The organism is Flavobacterium sinopsychrotolerans (assembly GCF_900110375.1).
In the GTDB taxonomy this organism is placed as follows: domain Bacteria; phylum Bacteroidota; class Bacteroidia; order Flavobacteriales; family Flavobacteriaceae; genus Flavobacterium; species Flavobacterium sinopsychrotolerans.
Genome location: NZ_FODN01000002.1, coordinates 230514 through 254854, shown reverse-complemented (window position 1 = coordinate 254854; position 24341 = coordinate 230514). Strand labels below are relative to the sequence as shown.

The 24341-nt window shown below is 33.8% G+C and carries 22 protein-coding genes; 7 read left to right on the top strand and 15 right to left on the bottom strand.

Features of this window, described 5'->3' with window-relative positions:
* Window positions 1-149 precede the first annotated feature (149 nt).
* The 4 genes from BMX64_RS05405 to hemN all read left to right on the top strand — a co-directional run bounded on the left by BMX64_RS05405 (window position 150) and on the right by hemN (window position 4708).
* Entirely contained in the window at window positions 150-2150 is a 2001-nt protein-coding gene (locus tag BMX64_RS05405; RefSeq protein WP_208858958.1) for a DUF349 domain-containing protein, read from the top strand.
* Between the two features lie 145 nt (window positions 2151-2295).
* Window positions 2296-2643, top strand: a complete 348-nt coding sequence (locus BMX64_RS05400; RefSeq protein WP_091166917.1) for a hypothetical protein — start codon at window positions 2296-2298, stop codon at window positions 2641-2643.
* A gap of 94 nt (window positions 2644-2737) precedes the next feature.
* The gene (locus BMX64_RS05395) at window positions 2738-3214 is read left to right on the top strand and encodes a hypothetical protein (protein WP_091169003.1); all 477 of its coding nucleotides are present in this window, start codon (window positions 2738-2740) and stop codon (window positions 3212-3214) included.
* A gap of 129 nt (window positions 3215-3343) precedes the next feature.
* Window positions 3344-4708 (top strand): oxygen-independent coproporphyrinogen III oxidase, encoded by a 1365-nt coding sequence (hemN, locus tag BMX64_RS05390; protein WP_091166914.1) that lies wholly within the window; start codon window positions 3344-3346, stop codon window positions 4706-4708.
* A 70-nt stretch (window positions 4709-4778) separates the two neighbouring features.
* On the opposite strand, the gene BMX64_RS05385 is transcribed toward hemN, so the two are convergent.
* From BMX64_RS05385 to BMX64_RS05350, 8 genes are all read right to left on the bottom strand, one after another.
* A complete protein-coding gene (locus BMX64_RS05385) occupies window positions 4779-5480 on the bottom strand; it encodes a sulfite exporter TauE/SafE family protein (protein ID WP_091166911.1) in 702 nt (233 codons plus the stop codon).
* Between the two features lie 73 nt (window positions 5481-5553).
* On the bottom strand, window positions 5554-6006 hold the full coding sequence (locus BMX64_RS05380) for a FixH family protein (RefSeq protein WP_091166907.1): 453 nt from the start codon (window positions 6004-6006) through the stop codon (window positions 5554-5556).
* A gap of 44 nt (window positions 6007-6050) precedes the next feature.
* Window positions 6051-7469 carry a cytochrome c oxidase accessory protein CcoG gene (gene ccoG / locus BMX64_RS05375; protein WP_091166903.1) on the bottom strand — a complete coding sequence of 473 codons (1419 nt, stop codon included), beginning with the start codon at window positions 7467-7469 and terminating at the stop codon, window positions 6051-6053.
* Window positions 7470-7523: 54 nt separating this feature from the next.
* The gene (locus tag BMX64_RS05370) at window positions 7524-8414 is read right to left on the bottom strand and encodes a cbb3-type cytochrome c oxidase N-terminal domain-containing protein (RefSeq protein ID WP_091166899.1); all 891 of its coding nucleotides are present in this window, start codon (window positions 8412-8414) and stop codon (window positions 7524-7526) included.
* 27 nt (window positions 8415-8441) lie between these two features.
* Window positions 8442-8612: a cbb3-type cytochrome c oxidase subunit 3 gene (locus BMX64_RS05365; RefSeq protein ID WP_091166896.1), complete on the bottom strand. Its 171-nt coding sequence runs from the start codon at window positions 8610-8612 to the stop codon at window positions 8442-8444.
* Between the two features lie 5 nt (window positions 8613-8617).
* Complete coding sequence (ccoN, locus tag BMX64_RS05360) at window positions 8618-10807, bottom strand: cytochrome-c oxidase, cbb3-type subunit I (protein WP_091166895.1); 2190 nt, start codon at window positions 10805-10807, stop codon at window positions 8618-8620.
* Window positions 10808-10874: 67 nt separating this feature from the next.
* Entirely contained in the window at window positions 10875-11066 is a 192-nt protein-coding gene (ccoS, locus tag BMX64_RS05355) for a cbb3-type cytochrome oxidase assembly protein CcoS (RefSeq protein ID WP_091166893.1), read from the bottom strand.
* A gap of 115 nt (window positions 11067-11181) precedes the next feature.
* Entirely contained in the window at window positions 11182-13587 is a 2406-nt protein-coding gene (locus tag BMX64_RS05350; RefSeq protein ID WP_091168999.1) for a heavy metal translocating P-type ATPase, read from the bottom strand.
* A gap of 109 nt (window positions 13588-13696) precedes the next feature.
* Between BMX64_RS05350 and BMX64_RS05345 the strand changes: the two genes are divergently transcribed.
* Window positions 13697-14377, top strand: a complete 681-nt coding sequence (locus BMX64_RS05345) for a Crp/Fnr family transcriptional regulator (RefSeq protein WP_091166891.1) — start codon at window positions 13697-13699, stop codon at window positions 14375-14377.
* A gap of 11 nt (window positions 14378-14388) precedes the next feature.
* Here the strand turns inward: BMX64_RS05345 and BMX64_RS05340 are convergent, their stop codons facing one another.
* The 4 genes from BMX64_RS05340 to def form a co-directional block, all read right to left on the bottom strand.
* The gene (locus BMX64_RS05340; RefSeq protein ID WP_091166889.1) at window positions 14389-15837 is read right to left on the bottom strand and encodes an APC family permease; all 1449 of its coding nucleotides are present in this window, start codon (window positions 15835-15837) and stop codon (window positions 14389-14391) included.
* Window positions 15838-15885: 48 nt separating this feature from the next.
* Window positions 15886-16659: a nucleoside triphosphate pyrophosphohydrolase gene (mazG, locus tag BMX64_RS05335; RefSeq protein ID WP_091166887.1), complete on the bottom strand. Its 774-nt coding sequence runs from the start codon at window positions 16657-16659 to the stop codon at window positions 15886-15888.
* An 80-nt stretch (window positions 16660-16739) separates the two neighbouring features.
* On the bottom strand, window positions 16740-17228 hold the full coding sequence (locus tag BMX64_RS05330; protein ID WP_091166885.1) for a DUF5606 family protein: 489 nt from the start codon (window positions 17226-17228) through the stop codon (window positions 16740-16742).
* 85 nt (window positions 17229-17313) lie between these two features.
* A complete protein-coding gene (gene def / locus BMX64_RS05325) occupies window positions 17314-17901 on the bottom strand; it encodes a peptide deformylase (RefSeq protein WP_091166883.1) in 588 nt (195 codons plus the stop codon).
* A gap of 193 nt (window positions 17902-18094) precedes the next feature.
* On the opposite strand from def, the gene BMX64_RS05320 reads away from it, so the two are divergent.
* The gene (locus BMX64_RS05320) at window positions 18095-20308 is read left to right on the top strand and encodes an FUSC family protein (protein ID WP_091166881.1); all 2214 of its coding nucleotides are present in this window, start codon (window positions 18095-18097) and stop codon (window positions 20306-20308) included.
* Window positions 20309-20371: 63 nt separating this feature from the next.
* On the opposite strand, the gene BMX64_RS05315 is transcribed toward BMX64_RS05320, so the two are convergent.
* From BMX64_RS05315 to BMX64_RS05305, 3 genes are all read right to left on the bottom strand, one after another.
* Window positions 20372-21868, bottom strand: a complete 1497-nt coding sequence (locus BMX64_RS05315; RefSeq protein ID WP_091166879.1) for a malate:quinone oxidoreductase — start codon at window positions 21866-21868, stop codon at window positions 20372-20374.
* Between the two features lie 118 nt (window positions 21869-21986).
* Window positions 21987-22403 (bottom strand): Holliday junction resolvase RuvX, encoded by a 417-nt coding sequence (gene ruvX, locus BMX64_RS05310; protein WP_091166877.1) that lies wholly within the window; start codon window positions 22401-22403, stop codon window positions 21987-21989.
* A 161-nt stretch (window positions 22404-22564) separates the two neighbouring features.
* On the bottom strand, window positions 22565-23197 hold the full coding sequence (locus tag BMX64_RS05305) for a PAS domain-containing protein (protein WP_091166875.1): 633 nt from the start codon (window positions 23195-23197) through the stop codon (window positions 22565-22567).
* A 282-nt stretch (window positions 23198-23479) separates the two neighbouring features.
* Here BMX64_RS05305 and BMX64_RS05300 point away from each other — a divergent pair, with 282 nt between their 5' ends.
* Complete coding sequence (locus BMX64_RS05300) at window positions 23480-24295, top strand: 2,3,4,5-tetrahydropyridine-2,6-dicarboxylate N-succinyltransferase (protein WP_091166874.1); 816 nt, start codon at window positions 23480-23482, stop codon at window positions 24293-24295.
* Window positions 24296-24341: the final 46 nt, after the last annotated feature.

The window sequence follows — 24341 nt, the reverse complement described above, 5'->3', positions numbered from 1 at the left end:
AAAAGATACAGCGGACAGCAGGAAATTGCTTCAAAATGAATTTTTTTTTAACATAAAATGACTATAAATAAAGCCTTTTATTTTGTAGTTTCATACTGCTTTAGTACCTTTCGTGTTGAATAGATTTAGAAACCTTACACATTGAAAAAATGTTAGAAGAAAAGAATGATAACCTGTCTCGTCATGAAAACGAAGCAGATGGAAATTTAGAAAACAATTCAGTAGCTACTACTACAGACACTGCGGCAGTTATTGAACCAATAGAACCAACCTATTTTCCCGCAGAAGATAATGTTGTAATACCTTCTCCGGAAGAAACCGTTTCCGAAACAAAAAATCAAACTGCGCTTGATGCCATAGCGGAAACAAATGCAGAAGAAAGTGAAGATGAAACGCTGAAAGAGCGCCATGAGATCCCGATGCAGGATTATGATGCATTGTCTCTGGAAGATCTTGTGGAGGAACTGAAAGCTTTAGTTTCTAATGAAAAAGTAATGTCGTTTAAGGATCATATTGAGGAAATCAAAAAAGCATTTTTAGCGAAATACAACCACCTTCTTGAAGAGAAAAAAGAGGAATTTCTAGCAGAAAATCAAGATCCAAACGAAGAATTTCAATATCATTCTCCACTTAAAACTAATTTTGATAAATATTATTCTCAGTTTAGAGATACTAAAAACACCCATTTCAAGAGTCTACAAACGAATCTGAAAACAAATTTAGAAAACCGTTTGGCGATTGTTGAAGAGTTAAAGGAACTGATTAATCCTCAGGCAAACATCAAAGACACTTTAAAACATTTTAATGATTTAAGAGAACGATGGAAAAATGCAGGACCAATCCCAAAAGATAAATACAATCATGTTTGGAACAATTTCCATTTTCATGTAGAGAATTTCTATGATTATCTGCATTTAGACAGAGAGGCCAGAGATTTAGATTTCAAACATAATTTAGAGCAAAAACAAAAAATTGTAGCTCGTGTTGAAGAATTGGTGAATGAGGCTGACATTAATAAGGCATTCAGAGAATTACAAGACTTGCACAGAATCTGGAAAGAGGATATTGGCCCGGTTTCCAGAGAACATCGTGATGACATTTGGAATAAATTTAGTGATTTGACTAAACAAATGCATGACAAACGTGAGGTTTTGTTCGAAAATCAAAGAGGTACAGAACTTGAAAACTTAGAAAAGAAAAAAGAAATTATTGCCAAAATTGAAGTTCTGGCTACAGAAAAAGTCAATGCTCACTCACAATGGCTGGCTCAAATAGAAAAAGTGGAAGCGTTGCGAACTGCTTTCTTTTCTGCAGGAAAAGTACCATCGGAAGTAAATGAGGAAACTTGGGCTAGTTTTAAAACAGCCGTCAGAAATTTTAATTCTTTTAAAAATTCATTTTACAAAGATATTAAGAAAGATCAAAACGAGAATTTAAACAAGAAAACGGCTCTTGTTGCCAAAGCCAAAGAACTTCAAGAAAGCCTAGATTTTGCAACTACTACGCCTATCATGAAAAAAATTCAGGATGAGTGGAAACAGATAGGACATGTACCAAGAAAATATTCGGATAAAATCTGGAAAGAATTTAAAGATGCCTGTAACCATTATTTTGACAAATTAAAAGAACAAAAAAATGAGGAAAATGGTGAAGAAGTAGAAGCTTTTGATAATAAAAAAGCCTACTTAGAAACGTTGAGAGAATTCCAATTGACTGGAGATCACAAAACGGATTTAGACGCTATTAAATTGCATATTGAAACTTGGAAAAACTTTGGAAAAGTGCCTTTCCCAAGAAGACATATTGAAGGAAAATTCAATAAAATTCTGGATGCCCTTTTTGAAAAATTGAGTTTGAGTAAAAAAGATACTGACATGATGCGTTTCGCCAATAGAATGGATCATTTATCTGAAAGTCATGATATTCGCAAACTGGATAACGAAAAGATTTTCTTAATGCGTAAAATTGATGAAGTTCAGAATGAAATTTTTCAATTAGAGAACAATATTCAGTTTTTTACCAATACCAGAAATGCTAAAAAAGAAAATTCTATTGTATTAGAAGTTCGAAAAAATATTGCTATTCATAAAGAAAGTCTTGATGTTTGGAAAGAAAAACTAAAACAATTGAGAAATTTGAAAATAGAATAAATTTCAGCAATTATTGATAATCAAAAACCTCGAACTATTCATGTTCGAGGTTTTTTTTATGGATATCAGTTTTGCAATTTAAATTTTAACTTACATTTATTAGATAAAATTTCATAAAATCACTTCTAAATTTTAAATTAGCAAAATGAATTGGATTCGGAAAACTATCATTTTTATTGGACTTTTAATAGCTCTGTTATTTGCTTTTAATGCAAATGAAGTTCCTGTTCAAACCATTAAAATAGAAAAGTCAAATTCTTCATTTTCTGCGAACAGCATTCATTCTTCAGATTTTATACAGCCTCAAGTAAGTAATACATTTACTTCTTATCATAAAACTCCTGATTACACCATTGCAAAATATTTAGAAAATTTTCTGATTGCAATTCCGGATTTTAAAATTAGTACATTCTTTATTCGTTTTGCGAAACAAGACATCAATAGATGTGAGATGGTTTCGCTTTTACTCTTTCCTTTCCATTTTTTTTGGTGATTTGAAGCACTGATTACACAACTTATCTTCCCTTTTGAATTGATTCCTTTTGGTTTTCAGTTCAACTTATCATGCTTTACAAAAAAATAAAAAAATGGATACATCCGTAACAATAATTGGCCTTATACTAACTTTAATAATTGCAATTCCTCTATTCTATTCCATGAGGTCAACTTCAATCAACAAAGCAAAAATTAAAGCCATAAAAAATAAGTTCAGTCAAAACAATCATTTTAATTTTGAAATAACAGAAACACAAAATAAAAAAGTCTTGGCATTAGACGAAAAAAACAAAGGGTTTCTTTTAATGAATTTTAATGCAAAGGAGGAAGTTGTCTCTTTTGTAGATTTAAATACAGTTCAATCCTGCAAACTGATTCCAACAACGGAGAATAACACTGATACGATTCTAAAAATTGAATTTGAATTTCAATACAAAGATGGCAAAAAAACAGAGTTTATACCATTTTACAAAATTGAGAATGATCAAATTGGTCAAGTTTGTTTATATGAAGATCATCAACTAGCCAAAAAATGGACTAAAATGATTCAGAATTGCATCACCGTTTAAGTAGTTAATTTGTTGAATAAAAGAGGCTTTTAAGCCTCTTTCTTTTGCAAAAGGTTTTTCAATATGATAATTATCATTTTAATATTTAAGGAGTCGTCATACTTTTGATTAATGTTAAATGACTTCGCTATGAAAAATTCTTTAATTCAAAAATATAATGTTCCAGGTCCCAGATACACTAGTTATCCAACGGTTCCCTATTGGGATGAAACTGATTTTTCAAATGAGATTTGGGCCGAAACGCTAAAAAAATCATTTATAGAAAGTAATTCTTCGGAAGGCATCAGTTTATATATCCATTTGCCTTTTTGCGAAAGCTTATGCACTTTTTGTGGCTGTAACAAGCGTATTACCAAAAATCACAGCGTTGAAAATCCGTACATAGAAGCAGTTTTGAAAGAATGGACCTTATATTGTAAAATTCTTGGAGAAAAACCAACTATAAAAGAGATTCATTTGGGTGGTGGAACTCCTACATTTTTCTCTACTAAGAATTTAGAGGATTTAATAAATGGTATTTTTGTTCATGCCAAAAAAGCCAAAGATCACGAGTTTAGTTTTGAAGGTCATCCAAATAATACAACTCACGAACATTTGCAAAAGCTTTATGATTTAGGCTTTAGAAGAGTGAGTTTTGGCGTTCAGGATTATTCCGAGAAAGTACAAAAAGCAATTCACCGTTTGCAGCCTTTTCATAATGTGGCAAAAGTTACATTTTGGGCCAGAGAAATTGGGTATACTTCCATAGGTCACGATATTATTTTTGGATTGCCTTTTCAGGAAATAGAAGATATTATTGATACGATTGAAAAAACAAAATCATTACAACCCGACCGATTGGCATTTTATAGTTACGCGCACGTTCCTTGGATTAAAGGCAATGGACAACGCGGTTTTAACGACGAAGACATTCCAAAAGATGATAAAAAGAGAATGCTTTATGAAACCGGTAAAAAATTATTGTATGAGAACGGATATCATGAAATAGGAATGGATCATTTTGCGTTGAAAACAGACAGTTTACATGAGGCTTTTCAAAACGGAACATTACACCGCAATTTCATGGGCTACAGTTCTTCAAAAACACAATTAATGATTGGTTTGGGAGTTTCTTCCATCAGTGACAGTTGGTTTAGTTTTGCTCAGAATGTTAAAAATTTGGAAGATTATTATCAAATATTAGAATGGAATAAATTGCCGGTTTTCAGAGGACATTTATTGACTGATGAAGACCTCATTATCAGAAAACACATTCTGAATTTAATGTGCCAATTTGAAACTTCCTGGGAAACCAAAGAGGGTTATTTCAATGAAATTCCAGACGTTATATTTCAGTTGAAAGAAATGGAAAATGACGGATTACTGATAATTAAAGACAATGGAATTGCCGTTACTGAAAAAGGGAAACCTTATGTTCGTAATATTTGTATGGCATTCGATTTACGCTTGAAAAGAAAAGCGCCGGAAACCGAATTATTTTCGATGACAATCTAATGTTTCTCAATCTTACAAAATAAAAAAGCACGCCATCAGCGTGCTTTTTCTATGCTAAACTATTATAAAATTAGTGACAATTTGGATCGGCTTGAATAAACAAACTCATATTGGATGGAGAAATATAAGGAATTCCCAATCCCAATCCTCTTAAAATAAATAAACAACCAATGCATACCGCTACATAAGGAATCGCTTTCTGAATTCGGTTTCGAATAGGAATTGTAAGAAATGAGTTGATATACACGACGCTGCTCATCATAGGAACGGTTCCTAATCCGAATAAAATCATATACAAAACACCAAGACTTTCACTTTGCATGGCAATGGCGCCAAACAAAGCAACATAAACCATTCCGCAAGGCAAAAAGCCATTTAGTAAACCAATAGTGAATAGGGATTTATAACTCTTATTTCTAAACTGACTTCCTAAAGCCGTTTTGATTTTAGAAATTAATTTAAAAACCGGTTTTGAAAAATTATATTTAGCAAAAATTCTCTCTGGAATCAAAACAACTATAATCATAGCTACACCAATGAATATGGATAAGTTTTGTTGCAAACCTGCCATAAAAAAACCTTTTCCAAGCAGTCCAAAAACAAAGCCTATTGTCGCGTAAGCCGTTAATCTTCCCAAATGATAGGTCATGATTTGAGTTGCTTTTCTGGTCTGATTCGTTCTGTCGACGGGCAACATCATAGCAATAGGACCACACATTCCAATGCAGTGAAAACTACTTATTAAACCGAAAATGAAGGCAGTATAAAGCATTTTTTTAGTCTAATGTCATAAAATTAAAAGTCTTAAATCCTATAAATTGACTTTAAGACTTTTGACTTTAAGACTAATTGATATAAATTGTTTCTTTAGACAAATACGATTTTCCATCGTATTGCCATTCCATATTAATGTCCCATCGACCGCCTGCCAAACTTTTTTTAGGTATGAGCAAAGTAGTAGCATCAGATAGTGAAATTGGAATTTCAAAATCTAATTTTTTGTTAGACGGTCTGTAAAGGGACACTTTACCTTTAATATTTATTGGAACAAATACTTTTGGGAATGCTATTTCAACTCCATTTGAGACAATGTTTATTGTTGGCTTTTGAACCAAATCTTCTACATTTTGAATTCGAGCCATTTCATCTCCAAAATGGGCATCATGCTTGTAATATTCTTCAACAACCAGCTCATTGTCATATTTTGAATCGGATTGTACCGTAAAAACAAAATACAAAATGAAGGATATAAATAAACCAAAAGCGATTACGATTCCTGTTCCCCAGTTAATTTTCATGATATGTTTTTTTTATATAAATTCTAAATCTTAGTTTATTAATGTTAATCGAAACTTCGCGGACTTAAGAAATTAGTGGTGCTAGTTTCAATTTTTTCATCTCCATCATAAACCTCAATTTTCAATTTTGTTTTGTCGCTATCCAATAAATTTTGATTGATTTCTACAAATAGTGTTCCTCCGCTCATTCCTTGTTTTGGAACTTTAAGTTCTTGTTTCCCTACAACTTTTAAAGTTCCTTTTATGCCCACCAATTTGAAATGAATATCATTAAAATCAGTATTCGTTTTATTGATAATTTTAAAAGTATAAATATTACTGATGTTATCCCCTTTGTGTTGAAACAACTGTCCTGGCAATCTCAAGATTGTGGCTTCAACATCAGTACGTAGAAACAATAATCCAATCAAAATACCTGTCAAAATGAATAATACAGCCGAATACCCTTTCATTCTTGGCGTGAACCTGAACTTCTCTTTTTTCTCAATTTCATCTTCCGATGCGTACCGGATCAACCCTTTAGGTAAACCCACACCTTCCATAATGGCATCACATTCGTCAATACAGGCCGTGCAATTGACACATTCCATTTGTGTCCCGTTTCGAATATCAATTCCAGTTGGACAAACATTTACACATTGCTTACAATCGATACAATCTCCTTTTCCTGTCGTTGCTCTATCTTCCTGTTTGTTGAATTTGGCCCTGCCAACTTCTTTTTCGCCACGAACAAAATCGTATGCTACATTTATCGATTTATCGTCTAATAAAACACCTTGTAATCTTCCGTAAGGACAGGCAATAATACAAACTTGTTCCCTAAACCATGCAAAAATAAAATAGAAAACTCCTGTAAAAATCAATAACGAAACCAAAGTACTCAAATGATTTTCAGGTCCTTCTTCAATCATTAAAAGCAACTTATCGCTGCTGATAAGATACGCCAGAAAGACATTGGCAATAAAAAAAGAAATGATTAGGAAAATAGTCCATTTCATCCCTTTCTTTCTAATTTTCTCTACATTCCATTCTTGTTTTTCCAAACGAATTTGGGCACCACGATCGCCTTCTATCCAATATTCGATTCTTCGGAAAACCATTTCTAGAAAGATAGTCTGCGGACAAATCCATCCGCAAAATATTCGCCCAAAAATCACCGTAAAAAGGATGATGAAAACAACTCCAACAATCATGAAAAGAACAAAAATGTAAAAATCCTGAGGCCAAAACGGAAATCCAAAAATATTAAATCGTCGCTCCAATATATTGAACATCATGAATTGATTGCCATTAATCTTTATAAAAGGATTGGCAACAAGTACAATAAGCAAAAAATAACTGACCCATTTCCTGTAATCATAAAACTTCCCTGAAGGTTTTTTTGGAAAAATGAATTTTCTGTTTCCTTCTTCATCAATTGTTCCGATGGTATCTCTAAAAGCTTCGTCCGGTAATTTTGACATTTTTTTTAATTTTAAAGACCAATTTCACAAAAGCAAAATTGGTCTTTTATTTGTTTATTTGGCCTCCGCTTCATCAACCCATATTTCGCCTTCAGGCGCTTTTGAATCTGCAGGATTACTACCTTTTAATGATATAATGTAACTGGCTACTTTTTGCATTTCTTTCGGTTTTAAAGTTCCCTTCCATGCAATCATTCCTTTTCCATCACGCCCACCGTTTACTAAAGTATGAAATATATTTTTAATACCTCCACCTAGAATCCACTGTTCATCCGTCAAATTTGGTCCAATTTGTCCTCCACCATCAGCTCTGTGACAAGCCGCACAATTTGTAGTGAAAATTTCTTTCCCAGTTGCTAAATCAGCTGGATCTGTCAATAAGGTTACCGTTTTTTCATCCATCATGTCCGGCGCAGTTTTCATATATTCTGCAACATCAATTTTGGCTTGAGCAACTTCTTTTTTAAGTTCCATCTCCTGATTATCTGCTCCTAACACTTCAAATCGAACCATATAAACAATTCCAAAAACAATTGATGCATAAAACAAATAGACCCACCATGGCGGCAAATTATTGTCAAGCTCTTTGATTCCGTCATAATCATGATCAAGCAATAACTGGCCTTCACTTTCTAAAGGTTCAGTTTTAGTTAATCTTTTCATTATTTTTTGATACCACTCGCTATCCTTAAAGCTCAAACCATTCACTTCATTTAGTTTACTTTTTTGCTCTTCAGTTAACAACTGATACATTATATTATCGACTGCACTCATCGTAATTTCTATCGCTATCAAAAGGAAAAGAAATACAAACAAAAACACAGAAACCATCGGGAATTTTATAAAAGCGGGTCTGTCCCCTGAGTCTATGAAATATTCCATTGCCATAAATACGGCAAAGAAAATAACGGGAACCCTAACATATGCTGGAATTAATTTTTTCATTTTCTAAATTTTAAAAAATTATACTATTTAATTATCTCTCAATGGAATTTGACTTAGCTCATTGATTTTTTCTTTCTTATAGGAGAACACCCATAAACCAAGTCCTACAAAAAAGACAAAGAAAATTAATAAAGATAAGATGGGATATATCGTCACACCATCAATTGTTTCCAAATTGTGTTTTACTTGTTCAAACATGACTTTTAATTTTTAGCAGTATTTTTAACTTTTATATCTGTTCCAAGTCTTTGCATATAAGCAATCATAGCTACAATTTCTCTCTCGTTCATTGGAATAAATTTTTCTCCTCTGGCTTCTGCTTTTTTCTTGCTTTCATCATAACTTTTCACAAAATCAGGATCATTTTTCAAGCTTTCTTCAATTGCAATAGCTTGTTTTCTTAAATCATCTAAACCACTTGCAACTTGAGCTTCAGTATATGGAACACCAAGTGTAACCATTGCCTGCATTTTCTTTTGAGTCAAAGAAATATCCATTGGTTTATTATCAAACAACCATTTATAACCTGGCATAATTGATCCTGCAGATATACTTTGTGGACTCCAGAAGTGGTTAAAATGCCAATTGTCATTGTATTTTGCACCAACTCTTAATAAATCCGGGCCCGTACGTTTTGATCCCCAAAGAAATGGATGATCATATACAAACTCACCCGCTTTAGATTGTGGTCCATAACGTTCTACTTCACTACGGAAAGGACGAACAGACTGCGAATGACAACCTACACAACCTTCGCGAATGTATAAATCACGCCCTTCTAATTCTAATGGAGAGTATGGTTTTACGCTTGCAATTGTTGGAATATTAGATTTAACCATTATCGTTGGTACAATTTGGATAACTCCTCCAATTAAAATTGCTATAGTTGCTAATATTGTCAATTGAATAGGTTTTCTTTCTAACCAAGGATGAAATTTTTCTCCTTTTACTCTTCCAGAACTAATTCTTACTAAAGCGGGAGCTTCGGCTAATTCATCTTCAATAGTAGAACCTGCTCTTAAAGTTTGAACAATGTTATAAACTAAAGTTAGCATTCCAATCAAATAAAGAGTTCCACCAATAGCTCTCATCCAATACATTGGCATGATTTGAGTTACTGTTTCAAGGAAGTTACCATATGTTAAAGTTCCGTCTGGGTTAAACTGTTTCCACATAGAAGCTTGTAAAAACCCAGCTACATACATTGGAATTGTATATAATATAATCCCTAAAGTACCAATCCAAAAGTGAAAATTAGCTAATTTTAGTGAGTATAAAGTAGTTTTGGTCATTCTTGGAATCAACCAATAAATCATACCGAAAGTCATAAATCCATTCCAAGCTAATGCTCCTACGTGAACGTGAGCAATAATCCAGTCCGTATAATGCGCAATAGCATTTACATTTTTCAACGATAACATTGGTCCTTCAAAAGTAGCCATTCCGTAACCAGTGATCGCAACTACAAAGAATTTTAAAACAGGATCTACACGTACTTTATCCCAAACTCCTCTTAAAGTTAAAAGTCCGTTTATCATACCACCCCAAGATGGCGCTAGCAACATTATTGAAAAAGCAACTCCTAAATTCTGTGCCCAGTTAGGCAACGCTGAGTATAATAAATGGTGTGGTCCTGCCCAGATATAAATAAAAATTAACGACCAAAAGTGAACAATTGACAATCTATAAGAGTATACTGGACGATTAGCTGCTTTTGGAACAAAATAATACATCAATCCTAAGAAAGGAGTCGTCAAGAAGAATGCCACCGCATTATGACCGTACCACCATTGAACCAAAGCATCTTGAACTCCTGCATAAACAGAATAACTTTTGAATGCAGAAACTGGTAATTCTAAATTGTTGAAAATATGTAAAACTGCTACAGTAACAAATGTTGCCAAATAAAACCAAATTGCAACATATAAATGTCGCTCTCTTCTTTTTATCATGGTTCCAATCATATTGATACCCATTACAACCCAAATCAGAGTAATTGCAATATCTATTGGCCATTCTAATTCGGCATATTCTTTTGATGAACTAAACCCTAAAGGCAAAGTAATGGCCGCAGCAACGATAATTAATTGCCAACCCCAAAAATGAACATTACTCAAAAAATCACTAAACATTCTCGCTTTCAGTAATCTTTGCAAGGAATAATACATTCCCGCAAAAAAAGCATTACCTACAAAAGCAAAAATAACGGCATTAGTATGCAAAGGTCTCAATCTACCGTAACTTAACCATGAAATTCCATCGGTCATATTTGGGAAAAGAAACATAAAGGCTAATGTGAGCCCAACTAACATTCCTACCACACCGAAAAGAATAGTGGCGTAAATGAATTTCTTTACAATTTTGTTGTCATAATAAAACTGCTGCATTTCCATAATTAAATTTGTTTTTATTTTAATTTAAACGTTTTAAGGACAAAAGTTTTGGATTCAATACATCCAGTTACTTTTCATCTTTTTTCTCCACTTTTTTTTCTTTTTTAGCTGACTTCAAAAGCTCATCATCAAAAAGCATTCTGACCGAGGGTGTATAATCATCATCATATTGACCTGTTTTTACGGCTCGTATGAAAGCTATAAAAAACCCGATTGCAATTAATATACTGATGGAGATTAATAAATAAATGACACTCATACCTTAATTTGTGTTAACAAAGTTACTTTTAGGTTTTCTAGTAAAACATGACAATTATCATGCTTATTAATTTTGTTAAATATATGTGAAAAAAAATTAAAAATCATGCTAAATTCTATTTATTACTTGCATAATAGCTACTCATCACAGTTACAAAACTCACTATAGTTATCGTGCTCAAAGGCATTATAATAGCTGCTATCAGAGGCAGTAAATTTCCTGTAATTGCAAATGACAATCCCACCACATTATAGAGTAAAGACAATGTAAAACTCATTTTGATAGTTGTTATGGAATTCTTGGATAATTTCAAAAAATAAATCAATCTATGAAATTCACTGGCATCCAAAATAGCATCACAAGCTGGAGAAAAAACATTGACATTTTCAGAAATCGAAATTCCAACATTGCTTTGCGCCAAAGCTCCGGCATCATTTAGTCCATCGCCTACCATCATCACATTTTTGCCTTGTTCCTGCAAATTTTTAATGAATTCCAGTTTTTGTTCCGGTTTCTGATTGAAAATTAATTCCGTGCCTTTCGGCAAAAGTCGTTCAAGAGTTGCTCGTTCGCCTTCATTGTCACCAGATAAAACCTTGATTTGATAGTTAGTGCTTAAGTTCCTGAAAAGCACTTCCAATCCTTCTCTGTATTGATTTTTAAAAACAAATTTTCCGTAATAAACATCATTTATCTTAATGTGAACCGATGTTTGCTGAATGTTGTTTTCTTCTATTTTATCTACAAAAGATGCCGAACCTATTTGGATTTGATGACCAAAAATCTGAGCTTGAATCCCTTTTCCTGTAATTTCTTCAAAAGCATCCACTTTCAACTTTTTGGTATCATTTGCTGATTTATTTTGCAAAATTGGAATCGGCAAATAGTCATACAACATTCTGCTCAACGGATGATTTGAAGCCCGAAGAACATTTTTTATCAGCAACAAATTCTCATCGGAAAGGGCTGTTCCTTCATAGGAAATATTTGATTTTTTATTGGTGGTAATCGTTCCCGTTTTATCAAAAACAATAGTATCTACTTTCGCTAATTGCTCAATAACCAACGCATTTTTGATATAGAATTTCTGTTTTCCTAAAATTCGTAATACGTTCCCAAAAGTGAATGGCGCTGTCAATGCCAAAGCACAAGGACAAGCAACAATTAGCACTGCGGTAAACACATTGAAAGCAGTATTGGCATCAATAAAAATCCAATAGCCAAATCCTGCAAAAGCAATCAGTAATAAAATAGGCGTGAAATAACGGCTGATGCTATCGGTAATCGTTTTGTGTTTTTGCTCTACATTTTTTTGGAACACATCATTGCTCCATAATTGTGTCAAGTAACTTTGGGAAACAGAATGTAAAACTTCCATTTCGATTACTTTCCCTATTTGTTTTCCGCCTGCAAACACTTTATCGCCGGATTGTTTTGTAATAGGAATCGCTTCACCGGTGACAAAACTATAATCGATTTCTGCTTTTTCCGAAATTAAAATCCCATCAACCGGAATAAGTTCCTGATTTCTGATGAGCAGTCTGTCGCCTTTTTCCACTTCGTAAATAGCCACACTTTCTTCGGAGGCATCCGTATTGATTTTAGTAATTGCTATTGGAAAATAGGACTTAAAATCCCTTTCAAAACTCAAAAAACTATAGGTTTTGATTTGGAACATTTTCCCCAAAAGCATAAAGAAAATCAATCCGGTTAAGCTGTCGAAAAAACCAGAACCGTAATCCATGAAAATATCAAACGTACTTCGCACAAACATCACAACAATCCCTAAAGCAATAGGAATATCAATGTTGAGCATTTTGGTTTTGATACTTTTATAGGCCGAAACATAATAACCACTAGCCGAATAAAAGAAACTTGGTAGCGCTAAAACAAAAATCAACCAACGGAAAAAGCCACGGTATTGGTCTAACCAATATTCTTTTACCTCAAAATATTCCGGAAACGAAAGCAACATGATATTTCCGAAACAAAAGAAAGCAACGCCTAATTTATACGTTAAACTTCTATCCACATCATTACTCCCCGTTTCATAGTTTTCTAAACTAATGTAGGGTTCATAACCAATAGAACTCAACAAATAAACAATCGTTTTAATAGAAACTACTTCTGGATTGAAGGTGATTCGGACTCTTTTTTCAGGGAAATTAACCTGCGAAGTGCTTATTCCTTTTTGAAGACGTTGTAGATTTTCCAAAATCCAAATACACGAGCTACAATGAATATGAGGAATGTTAAGTGAAATAATTGCGGTTGAATTTTCTTGAAATTCCAAAAGTTTGGATACAATACTTTCATTGTCTAAAAAATCATATTTACCATTAATGTCTTGCGGGGTTGCTCCAGGGGATTTTTCAAAATCATAATAACAAGTCAAATCATTGAGGCTAAAAATTTCGTACACGGTTTTACAACCATTGCAACAAAAATTTCTCGCATCAAAAATAATTTCTTCTTCTTTTATAATATCTAAACCACAATGGAAACAGTTTTGTGTGTCCATAACTTTGCTCATTTTACCTAGAACAAAGATCATCAATTGAATGAGTTAAAAATATGATATTTGTCATATTAAATAGTTAGTTTTGTAATGCAAATAAATCAAGAAAAATATGAGCAAATGCGAACAATGTATCGTCAGAGAATTTAGCTCTTTAAAAGCCTTAACTAAAGACGAATTAATAAAACTTTCTGACTGTAAAACATCCCATATCATTAAAAAAGGAGATGTTATATTTGAAGAAGGAGAAAATGTAAATGGTATTTATTGTATAAAAGATGGTATTTGTAAACTGACTAAACTCAGTGCAAATGGTAAAGATCACATTGTAAAATTGGTTACAAAAGGAGAATTATTGGGCCAGCGTTCCATGATTAGTGATGAACCAGTAAATCTAAGTGCTGTAGCTCTTGAAGATATGCAGGTTTGTTTTATTCCAAAATCAGAAGTGATGGGCTATTTTGACAAAAACAATCAGTTTTCTATGAATGTTATGAAAACTATTTGTGGGGATCTAAAAGAAGCTGATGACCACATGGTTAATTTAGCTCAAAAAACGGTCAAAGAAAGATTAGCCGAAACACTTCTTTATCTAAATGATACTTTTGGAAAAAACGAGGATAACTCTTTAAAAGTACAACTTTCAAGAGACGAACTAGCCAGCATAATTGGAACAGCCACTGAAAGTTGCATCCGTTTATTATCTGATTTTAATAAATTAGGATTGATTGAATTGAATGGTAAAAAAATTGTTTTGAAAGACATTACTGCCTTAAAAAAATTAGCAGATTAATTCAATCTGCTTTACTCTTTCTTGTTCATCACAAAATAATATACTGGAATTCCCAACGCCACAATACACAGTCCCAAGCCCGTATTGAACGTATCATAAATCAATAAAGTGAAGCAGATTGCCGATGTCACTATAATATAAATGGCTGGTACAAATGGATAACCAAATGCTTTATAAGGTCTATCTGCGTTAGGTTCTTTTTTTCTAAGAATGAAAACACCCAGAATCGTCAGGATATAAAACAACAACGACGCAAAAGTAGCATAGGTCAACAAATCCCCAAATTTTCCCGAAATACAAAGCACACAAGCCCAAATACATTGTACCCACAATGCTTTAGCCGGAACTTGGTTTTTATTAAGTTCCGTAGCTTGTTTAAAAAACAATCCGTCTTTTGCCATGGCAAAAAACAATCTTCCTCCCGAAAGAATCAAACCGCTATTGCATCCAAAAGTGGAAACCATGATTAATGCAGCCATCACAAAAACTCCTACATTTCCCATAATCATACTTGCAGCTGCCGCTCCAACCCTATCATTACTGGCAAACATGATTCCGTTACCGGCAATATCAGTAGCGTTTGGAGTTCCTTGCATTGGTAATAAAGCCAAATAAGCAACATTCGCTAAAACATAAATGATAGTTACAATCAAGGTTCCAAGAAACAAACTTCGGGGAATATTCTTTTTGGGTTCTTTAATTTCTCCTGCAATGAAAGTCACATTATTCCAGGCATCACTAGAAAATAAGGAATTAATAATGGTAGCTCCTGCAGCACCCAAAATTGCCATTCCTGCTAATTTTGTAACCGTAATTGTTCCGTCAGGATTTACAACCGTTTTGCTGGCTTCCCACATATTTGCAAAATTATTGGACAAAACATTCGTTTGTAAACCAACATACAATCCTAAAACAATCAATGCAAAAAGTGCAATTAATTTAGCCGAAGTGAAAATCAATTGAACTGTTTTTCCGCTTTCGACACCTTTGGTATTGATATAAGTTAGCAGAATTATACTAAAAATAGCCAATACTTTTTGGTACGAAAAAACAAAACCAGTCCCAACGGTAAAAAGGGTCTGATCTAAAACAGGAAAGAAGATAGCCGCATAATTAGCGAAAGTAACCGCAATAGCGGCAATAACTCCCGTTTGAATTACCGTGAAAACAGTCCAGCCGTACAAGAAAGAAACTAATCTTCCATAAGCACGTTGTATGTAAACGAACTGTCCGCCCGCATTGGGCATCATTCCTGCTAATTCTCCATAACTCAATGCCGCAGCAACCGTGATTAATCCTGTTACCAACCAAATTACCAACAACCAGACAGCAGATCCTATATCTCTCGCCATGGCTGATGTTACTATGAAAATTCCGGATCCTATCATGGATCCGGCAACTAAACTCGTCGCATCAATTAATCCTAAAGAACGTTTTAACTCGGGTTTATTTTCTGACATTGGATAATTTAATAAGTGATAATAATTTTAATCATTTAATACTGAACACTACAACTTCTTCGCTTCTTCCCAAAAAACATCCATTTCAGCTAAAGTCATATCCATTAAAGGTTTTCCTAATTCTCCTGCTTTGCTTTCCAAATATTGAAAGCGCTTGATGAATTTTTTATTGGTGCGTTCCAAAGCATCTTCTGGATTCACGTTAAGAAATCGGGCATAATTGATCATCGAAAACAAAACATCGCCAAATTCGGCTTCAATTTTATCTTGATCACCTGCTTCAACCTCAACTTGTAATTCTTCCAATTCCTCTTGAACCTTATCCCAAACCTGATGCGATTCTTCCCAATCAAAACCAACTCCTTTTACTTTATCCTGAATTCGACTTGCTTTGACTAATGCAGGTAAACTTTTTGGAACACCTTCCAGAACAGATTTTTTGCCTTCTTTGAGTTTTAGTTTTTCCCAATTTTGTTTGACTTCCTCTTCATCTTTAACCACAACATCACTATAAATATGTGGATGACGATGAATTAACTTTTCACAAATTTCATTGCAAACATCAGCCATATCAAAATCCTTGGTTTCGCTTCCTATTTTGGCATAAAAAACAATATGCAATAACAAGTCGCCCAATTCTTTTTTGACTTCGTTCAAATCATTGTCTAAAATTGCATCGCCTAATTCATAGGTTTCTTCAATAGTCAAATGACGCAACGTTTGCATGGTTTGCTTTTTGTCCCAAGGACATTTTTCACGCAAATCATCCATAATGTCTAATAATCTTTCGAAAGCTAGCAGTTGGTTTTGTCTTGAATTCATCAGAGATTGTTTTTGGTAAAAATAAAAAAATCCTGTTCAGAAAATAGCTGAACAGGATTAAATATTATTGTAGTGTAAAATTACTCTTTTTTAGCTTTTGCTTTTTTAGCAGGAGCTTTCACTTCGGCAACCGGAGTTTCTTCTGCAACGGCAGCAACTTCTTCAGTAACAGCAGCAGCTGGAACTTCATCAGTAACTAATCCTTTTGCCTGAAGCATATTGTACCAGTTTAAAACTTTTTTGATATCAGAAGGATATACTCTTTCTTCATCATAATCAGGTAAAATTTCTTTGAAATAAGCCGTTAGTTTAGCATTGTCTTCTTTATGAGAAAGTGCTGGACCTTTGCTTTCTTTATCAGCAATTTTTTGCATGATCTCAGCTAATGGTTTTTCGCCTTCGTAGGTATAAATTGAAATTTCAGACAATAAACTCACATTACTTTTCAAGTTTACTGTGATTTTTTTTCCGTCTGCCAATGATTCTGCTACAAAGCCAGTTCTTGTTTGCACTTTCAATACATATAAACCTGGTTTCCCAGAAATGGCTAATGTTTTTTCTAAATTCATGTTTTGTGTAATTATTATTAAGAATTTGACTTATTTTTTTTTCATTTAAACCAAAAATCGTACCAAGCGAAGCCTTAGATTTACTTTATCTTCCTTTTTTGGCAAAAAATTTCATACGGTAGTCCTGGAATGTTTTTCCTTCTAAGATGTTTTTCAGTTTCTTTTGAATCAATCTTTTTTTTAATGATGAAATTTTATCGGTGAATAAAATCCCTTCAATATGATCGTATTCATGTTGGATTACTCTGGCGATTAATCCGTCAAAAACTTCTGTTTTCATAACAAAATCCTCTTCACAATATTCGATTGTAATGGTTGGATTTCTGTAAACATCCTCTCTAACATCTGGAATACTAAGGCATCCTTCATTAAAACTCCACTCTTCTCCTTCTTCTTTTATCATTTTTGCATTGATAAAAGTTTTTTTGAATCCTTTTAATTCTTTTTGTTCCGCATCTTCTAATTCTTCATCATCGCTAAAAGGAGTGGTGTCGATTACAAATAAACGAAGCGCTAATCCTACTTGTGGCGCAGCAAGTCCCACACCATAGGCATTATACATGGTATCGTACATATTGGCTATCGTTTCTTTCAAGTTTGGATGTTCCGGTGAAAGAACTTCTCCTGTTTTTCTTAAAACTGGATCGCCATATCCTATAATTGGTAAAATCATTCGTGTTATATTAAGTATTTTCTACTGAAATTGGAATATGTTTCCTTTTCATTCAGTTTGCAAAAATAGTAAAAAAATAGACAATGAATAATCTGCCGTTAAATATTAGCTAATATTTACAATTTAAAACAAATCACCTCCTTTATTGGTTGTATAATTCATACAAATCTTACCTTTGTACCAATACTATGATATGATTTACAAAATCCGAAAATTTACCGACAGCACTTATTTTACCAATGCTATAAAAGTTACTATAGCGGCAGTCATTCCCGTTGTAATATTTTCGTTTTTGGGAAAATTTGAAATGGGTTTTGCCATGGCTCTTGGAGCTTTTTTCACGTATCCAAGTGATATTCCTAGCAGTCTGAAACATAAAATAAATGGTGTTCTGGTAACTGCTTTTCTGGTTGCGGGCATTAATTTACTTGTTAATATTGTATTTCCATATTCTTGGATTTTCTATCCGTTTTTGGCAGTTTTAATTTTCCTCATATCAATGCTTTCTGTTTATGGGCAACGCGCTACCATGGTTTCTTTCTCTGGCCTTATTGCGGTTTCATTAGCATTTGCAAGCATCAATACCGGTTGGGCAATGCTTCTTCATGCCGGATTAATTCTTGCCGGCGGTTTATTTTATTTGCTGGTTTCTCTCATTTTTCATTATATCAGACCGAATCGTTATGTAGAGTTACAAATTGCGGAATGCATCAAGCTTACAGCTAAATATTTGAAACTTCGAGGCGATTTGTGGACCTTGAATGCTGATAGAAAATCAATCATTGAAAAGCAATTGCATCTTCAAGTTGAGCTGAATACCATCCATCAAAATATTAGAGAAGTATTGATCAGCAGTCATACCACCTCTGGTTCTTCCAATCAAAACCGTAAAATGCTATTGGTTTTTATTTCCTTAGTAGAAATTCTGGAACTCGCGTTATCTACAGCTTTCGACCATGATAAATTACATCAAAAATTCGATGATCATCCAAAGGTTTTGCATACGTATCAAAATTTAGCTTACAATCTGGCGGCTAGCTTGAAGCAATTATCTAAAAGTGTCAAAAAAAGTACGAAATACATTTCTAAACATACTTTACTGGGCGATTTGAATGCCTTACAGCTTGCCATTGCAGATTATGAAAATGATTTAGGGAAAACTACTGCTTCCGAAGGTGTTTTTATGTTGACAACGATGTTGCAATACGCTGAAAAACAAGTCGAAAAAATAAAAATTGTTGAGCGTGCTTTTACAGTTACTTTTAATTCGCACGATTTTAAAGGAATCGATACTGATTTAGAAAAATTCCTCACTCCACAATATTATCCGTTGAGTACTTTGACCCAAAACCTGAGTTTCTCCTCTACTATTTTCAGGCATTCCTTGCGATTAACCATAACCTTAATGCTTGGTTTTATTATTGGAAAATTTCTACCGTTCCATAATGTTTATTGGATATTGCTGACCATAATTGTAATTATGAGACCGGGTTATGGCTTGACAAAAGAACGTTCTTTTCACCGAATAATTGGCACAGTGATTGGTGGATTAGTTGCTTTCGGGATTCTTTTCATCGTAAAAGACAACATCATAATCAGTGTTCTTTCTATTGTTTGTATGCTGTTGGGATTCTCTTTTACACAAATTAATTATAAGGTGAGCGCCATTTTTGTCACCATGTATGTTGTATTTATCTATGGAATAATTACACCTAATATTGGTGATTTAGTTCAATATCGAATCCTGGATACGGTTGTGGGTGCTGCTTTAGCCTTTTTGGCAAACCACTTTTTATGGCCTTCGTGGGAGTTTTTGAACATTCCCCTCTATTTAGAAAAAGCAATTAAGGCAAACCAAGATTATTTAAAAGAAATTTCTGTTTTTTACAATAAAAAAGGAAATATTTCTACTTCCTATCGTCTCGCGCGAAAAAATGCTTTTATCGAAATTGGTAATCTGATGGCTTCGTTTCAAAGAATGGTTCAAGAACCTAAATCAAAGCAAAAGCAAATGCCACAAGTATATAAACTGACCGTTTTAAATCATTCTTTACTGTCTTCTTTGGCTTCATTAGGAACTTATATTCAGTCCCACAAGACCACAACTGCTTCTGAGGCGTTTAATGTCGTCGTAGATACTGCCATTAAAAACTTAGACAATGCCATTGCAATCCTGAAAGAAAATAATGTAGCAATCAAAGAAAACCTTCCGCAAGAAGATTTAGCGTTGCGCTTTACAGAGCTGAAAAACATCCGGGAAAAGGAGTTAAAAGAAGGAATTCCTATCGATGAAGAGGCATTTCAATTGAAAATGCAGGAAGCGCAATTGGTAATTGAACAATTAATCTGGTTGACTAATTTGTCCGAAAATATTTTGAAAACGACAAAAATACTAAAGGATTCATAACGAAAAAGGCGCTGAAATTAGATACAATCTAAAATCCAGCGCCTTTATTATTTTGAAGAAATTCTAATTATTCAGTTTTAAAACAGTAGCGGTATCTTTTCTGATTTCCTTTAATAAATCAGGATTCTCATTTAATTTCTGACCAAAAGAAGGAATCATCGTTTTTAATTTCTCTTGCCATTCCGGCGTTTCGAATTGATCTTTAAAACACCTTCCAATCAAATTAACCATAATAGAGACAGCGGTTGAAGCGCCCGGCGAAGCACCCAGCAAAACAGATAAGGAACCATCGGCAGTGGTAATCACTTCGGTTCCAAACTCCAAAATCCCACCTTCTTTTTCATCTTTCTTAATCACTTGTACACGTTGCCCTGCTCGTTCTAAAACCCAGTCTTTAGATTTAGCACCTGGCACATATTCTCTTAAGGCATTAATTCTGTCTTTAGGAGACTGACGCACTTGCTGAATTAAATATCTAGTAAGTGGTATATTCTTGATACCTGCGGCAACCATAGGAATAATATTATCCGTTTTTATGGATAAAGGCAAATCCGAATAAGAGCCATTTTTTAAAAACCGGGTCGAAAAACCTGCAAAAGGACCAAAAAGTAATGCTTTTTCTCCATTTATCATTCTGGAATCAATATGCGGAACAGACATTGGCGGTGCGCCAACACTAGCTTTACCATATACTTTGGCCTGATGTTTTGCGATAACATCTGGATTGATGCATTTTAACCATTGCCCACTCACCGGAAAACCTCCGTATCCCTTTCCTTCTGGAACATCTGCTTTTTCTAATAAAGGCAACGAACCGCCTCCAGCACCTATGAAAACAAACTTAGTGTATGCTTTTTTCTTTTGACCTGTAGCCAAATCAATTACTTTTATTCTCCAGGACTTATCTTCTTTTTGCTTTAATTTTTGAACTTCATGATTAAAATGAATCGTAACCCCTTCTAATTTTGTTAAATAACCAAAAATACTTCGGGTTAACTCTCCAAAATTGACATCGGTTCCGATTGCCATCGAGGTAGCAGCAACTGTATCAGACTCCTTTCTGCCTTCCATAACCAAAGGCATCCATTTTTTTAACTCAGAAAAATCAGTGCTAAAAACCATATCCTTAAATAAAGGATTCGAATGCAAAGCCTCAAATCTCTTTTTTAGGTACTCAACATTTTTTTCACCCCAAACAAAACTCATATGCGGAATGCTTTGTATAAAATTCTCTGGGGATGGAACTTTATTTTCTTGGACGAGATACGCCCAAAATTGTCTAGAAACCTCAAAAGATTCGGCGATACTGATTGCTTTTTTAGGATTGATGCTTCCATCAGGACCTTCTGGAGTGTAATTGAGCTCGCAAAAAGCTGAATGCCCCGTTCCGGCATTATTCCAGGCATCAGAACTTTCAGCAGCTGCAATATCTAATCGCTCGTAAATTTCAATTTTTATATCGGGCTTTAGTTCTTTTAGGATTAAGCCAAGAGTGGCGCTCATAATTCCAGCTCCAATAAGAACTACTTCACTATTTGTACGTATGGTTGTGTCAGGCATAACTAGATTTTAAAGTGCAAAGATAAATTATATAATTGCAAAAAAAAGCATAAATTTTGCTTCAAAAGTTACATTAATCAAACCATTTTAGCGAAAACACTGCTTTTTTTTATTGATTTTAAAATATTTTCCGGGTCAAATAGTCCTGAAGCATTATCGTTGCCGAAATTTCGTCTATTAATGCTTTATTTTGGCGCTGTTTCTTGCTGAGACCGCTATCAATCATGGATTGAAATGCGAGTTTTGAAGTAAACCGTTCATCTACCCGAATAACTTTCATTTCTGGAAAATGATTGGTAAAATGCGTTACAAATCCCTTAATGATGGAAGCGCTTTCGGAAGGTTCGCCATTCATTTGTTTGGGTTCACCAATAAGAACAGCTTCAACTTTTTCCTTGCAAAAATAGTCCTTCAAAAAAGCAATTGCAGTTGCGGATGGAATCGTTGTCAATCCAGAAGCTATGATTTGCATTTCATCGGTAACCGCTATTCCGGTTCGTTTTTGTCCGTAATCTATGGCGAGAATTCTTGGCATTTATATTTTTTTTTCAAAGGTAAACAAAGTAACTACTAAAGTACAGATAAAAACATAACCTCCTTATGAATAAAAACATTCTTTTCTTTAGACATAAAAACCGCTTCAATTGCTTAAAGCGGTTTTAATTCAAAATAAATAACAGAAAAATCATCTACAATCTATCTACCAAAAAATCTGCTGAAGAATCCTTTTTCTTCCTCTTCTTCAACTATTTCGATTTGATTTCTATTGTGAGATGCAAACTGTGGTTTTTCATGCTCATAAACCAATGCTTTTATGTACTCCACATAGCTAGTTTTTTTCTCTTCTAAAAATCCAATTAAATATTTTTCACTAAATTCAATTCCACTTGCTGCTTCAATTTGTAACAACTTTTTATATAAAGGTTCAATATGAAATGAAATAACTTCTTGAGGTACTGCACGTCTTCGTCCAAAATAGTTTACAATAACTCCTTTTTCGTCTTTTGCAATTTCAAAGTCCGTAATAACCCAATAGTATCTTCCTGATTTGGCCAAATTCTTTACAATTGCATGGAAATTTTTTCCTTCTTTAAGATTTTCCCACAAAACTTTAAATATCACTTTTGGCATATCGGGATGCCTTATGATATTATGTGGTTGCCCCATTAATTCATAATCTTCATAACCACAAACATCAACAAAAACTTCATTTGCATATTCAATTATTCCGGAGGGATTCGTTTTACTCATAATTACTTGGGTTTTATCCCAAGAAACTTCTTTGTCAATAGGTGTTACTTTTTCAAACACATGATTTTCTTGATTCATACTTAAAATTTATAGACTATTTATATTTAAATCCTATTATAACGTCGCATTATAACAAAAATAAAAAGCAAATTTAATTTGAACAAATAACAGCAAATAGAACATCTGTCATTTCATTATTCAAATATTTTTCTATTTTAAAACCATTAAAAAAGACAAAATTATCTTTTTTATCAAAAAGAGTTTTAAAATTTAAATTTTGAATAACAAAAAGGGATCTATGAAACAAACTAAGTTGTTTTAAAAAAAATTCGAATTATATTTGTCAAAAATCTAATTAAAATGAATCCACTACAAACAATTATAGAACAAGCTTGGGAAAACAGAGCTTTGCTACAAGAAAAAACAACTACTGATGCTATAAGAGAAGTTATTGAATTATTAGACACCGGTAAATTGCGTGTTGCCGAGCCAGTAGCTGATGCATGGCAAGTAAACGAATGGGTTAAGAAAGCGGTAGTGATGTATTTCCCTATTCAAAAAATGGAAACATTAGAATCTGGAATTTTCGAATATCATGACAAAATGTTATTGAAAAGAGGCTATGCTGAGAAAGGAATTCGTGTGGTTCCTAATGCAGTAGCACGTTATGGTGCTTACATTTCAAGCGGTGTTATTTTGATGCCAAGTTATGTAAATATTGGCGCTTATGTTGACGAAGGAACAATGGTTGACACTTGGGCAACCGTAGGAAGTTGTGCTCAAATTGGTAAAAATGTACACTTAAGTGGTGGTGTTGGGATTGGTGGTGTTCTTGAACCATTGCAAGCTGCTCCGGTAATCATTGAAGACGGTGCTTTTATTGGTTCGCGTTGTATCGTAGTTGAAGGTGTTCATGTTGGGAAAGAAGCCGTTCTTGGCGCCAATGTTTGCTTGACCGCATCCACAAAAATTATTGATGTTACCGGTGAAACTCCAGTTGAAATGAAAGGATTTGTTCCTGCACGTTCTGTAGTAATTCCAGGAAGTTATACTAAGAAATTTCCAGCAGGAGATTTTCAAGTACCTTGTGCGTTAATCATTGGGACACGCAAGCCTTCAACTGATTTGAAAACATCATTGAATAATGCTTTACGTGAATATGACGTAGCGGTATAAATTATTGAAGCTCCAATTTTAAGTTCCAAATTCCAATCGATACGTC

What these genes read in the sequence shown, in the direction of transcription:
- ccoS (WP_091166893.1), bottom strand. Translation starts at nt 11,066, where the DNA reads ATGAGTGTCATTTATTTATTAATCTCCATCAGTATATTAATTGCAATC.
- BMX64_RS05315 (WP_091166879.1), bottom strand. Translation starts at nt 21,868, where the DNA reads ATGCCTGACACAACCATACGTACAAATAGTGAAGTAGTTCTTATTGGA.
- BMX64_RS05300 (WP_091166874.1), top strand. Translation starts at nt 23,480, where the DNA reads ATGAATCCACTACAAACAATTATAGAACAAGCTTGGGAAAACAGAGCT.
- BMX64_RS05405 (WP_208858958.1), top strand. Translation starts at nt 150, where the DNA reads ATGTTAGAAGAAAAGAATGATAACCTGTCTCGTCATGAAAACGAAGCA.
- BMX64_RS05400 (WP_091166917.1), top strand. Translation starts at nt 2,296, where the DNA reads ATGAATTGGATTCGGAAAACTATCATTTTTATTGGACTTTTAATAGCT.
- BMX64_RS05365 (WP_091166896.1), bottom strand. Translation starts at nt 8,612, where the DNA reads ATGTTTGAACAAGTAAAACACAATTTGGAAACAATTGATGGTGTGACG.
- ccoN (WP_091166895.1), bottom strand. Translation starts at nt 10,807, where the DNA reads ATGGAAATGCAGCAGTTTTATTATGACAACAAAATTGTAAAGAAATTC.
- BMX64_RS05340 (WP_091166889.1), bottom strand. Translation starts at nt 15,837, where the DNA reads ATGTCAGAAAATAAACCCGAGTTAAAACGTTCTTTAGGATTAATTGAT.
- BMX64_RS05370 (WP_091166899.1), bottom strand. Translation starts at nt 8,414, where the DNA reads ATGAAAAAATTAATTCCAGCATATGTTAGGGTTCCCGTTATTTTCTTT.
- BMX64_RS05395 (WP_091169003.1), top strand. Translation starts at nt 2,738, where the DNA reads ATGGATACATCCGTAACAATAATTGGCCTTATACTAACTTTAATAATT.
- BMX64_RS05350 (WP_091168999.1), bottom strand. Translation starts at nt 13,587, where the DNA reads ATGGACACACAAAACTGTTTCCATTGTGGTTTAGATATTATAAAAGAA.
- def (WP_091166883.1), bottom strand. Translation starts at nt 17,901, where the DNA reads ATGATTTTACCAATTATAGGATATGGCGATCCAGTTTTAAGAAAAACA.
- BMX64_RS05385 (WP_091166911.1), bottom strand. Translation starts at nt 5,480, where the DNA reads ATGCTTTATACTGCCTTCATTTTCGGTTTAATAAGTAGTTTTCACTGC.
- ccoG (WP_091166903.1), bottom strand. Translation starts at nt 7,469, where the DNA reads ATGTCAAAATTACCGGACGAAGCTTTTAGAGATACCATCGGAACAATT.
- BMX64_RS05345 (WP_091166891.1), top strand. Translation starts at nt 13,697, where the DNA reads ATGAGCAAATGCGAACAATGTATCGTCAGAGAATTTAGCTCTTTAAAA.
- ruvX (WP_091166877.1), bottom strand. Translation starts at nt 22,403, where the DNA reads ATGCCAAGAATTCTCGCCATAGATTACGGACAAAAACGAACCGGAATA.
- BMX64_RS05305 (WP_091166875.1), bottom strand. Translation starts at nt 23,197, where the DNA reads ATGAATCAAGAAAATCATGTGTTTGAAAAAGTAACACCTATTGACAAA.
- BMX64_RS05320 (WP_091166881.1), top strand. Translation starts at nt 18,095, where the DNA reads ATGATTTACAAAATCCGAAAATTTACCGACAGCACTTATTTTACCAAT.
- hemN (WP_091166914.1), top strand. Translation starts at nt 3,344, where the DNA reads ATGAAAAATTCTTTAATTCAAAAATATAATGTTCCAGGTCCCAGATAC.
- mazG (WP_091166887.1), bottom strand. Translation starts at nt 16,659, where the DNA reads ATGAATTCAAGACAAAACCAACTGCTAGCTTTCGAAAGATTATTAGAC.
- BMX64_RS05330 (WP_091166885.1), bottom strand. Translation starts at nt 17,228, where the DNA reads ATGAATTTAGAAAAAACATTAGCCATTTCTGGGAAACCAGGTTTATAT.
- BMX64_RS05380 (WP_091166907.1), bottom strand. Translation starts at nt 6,006, where the DNA reads ATGAAAATTAACTGGGGAACAGGAATCGTAATCGCTTTTGGTTTATTT.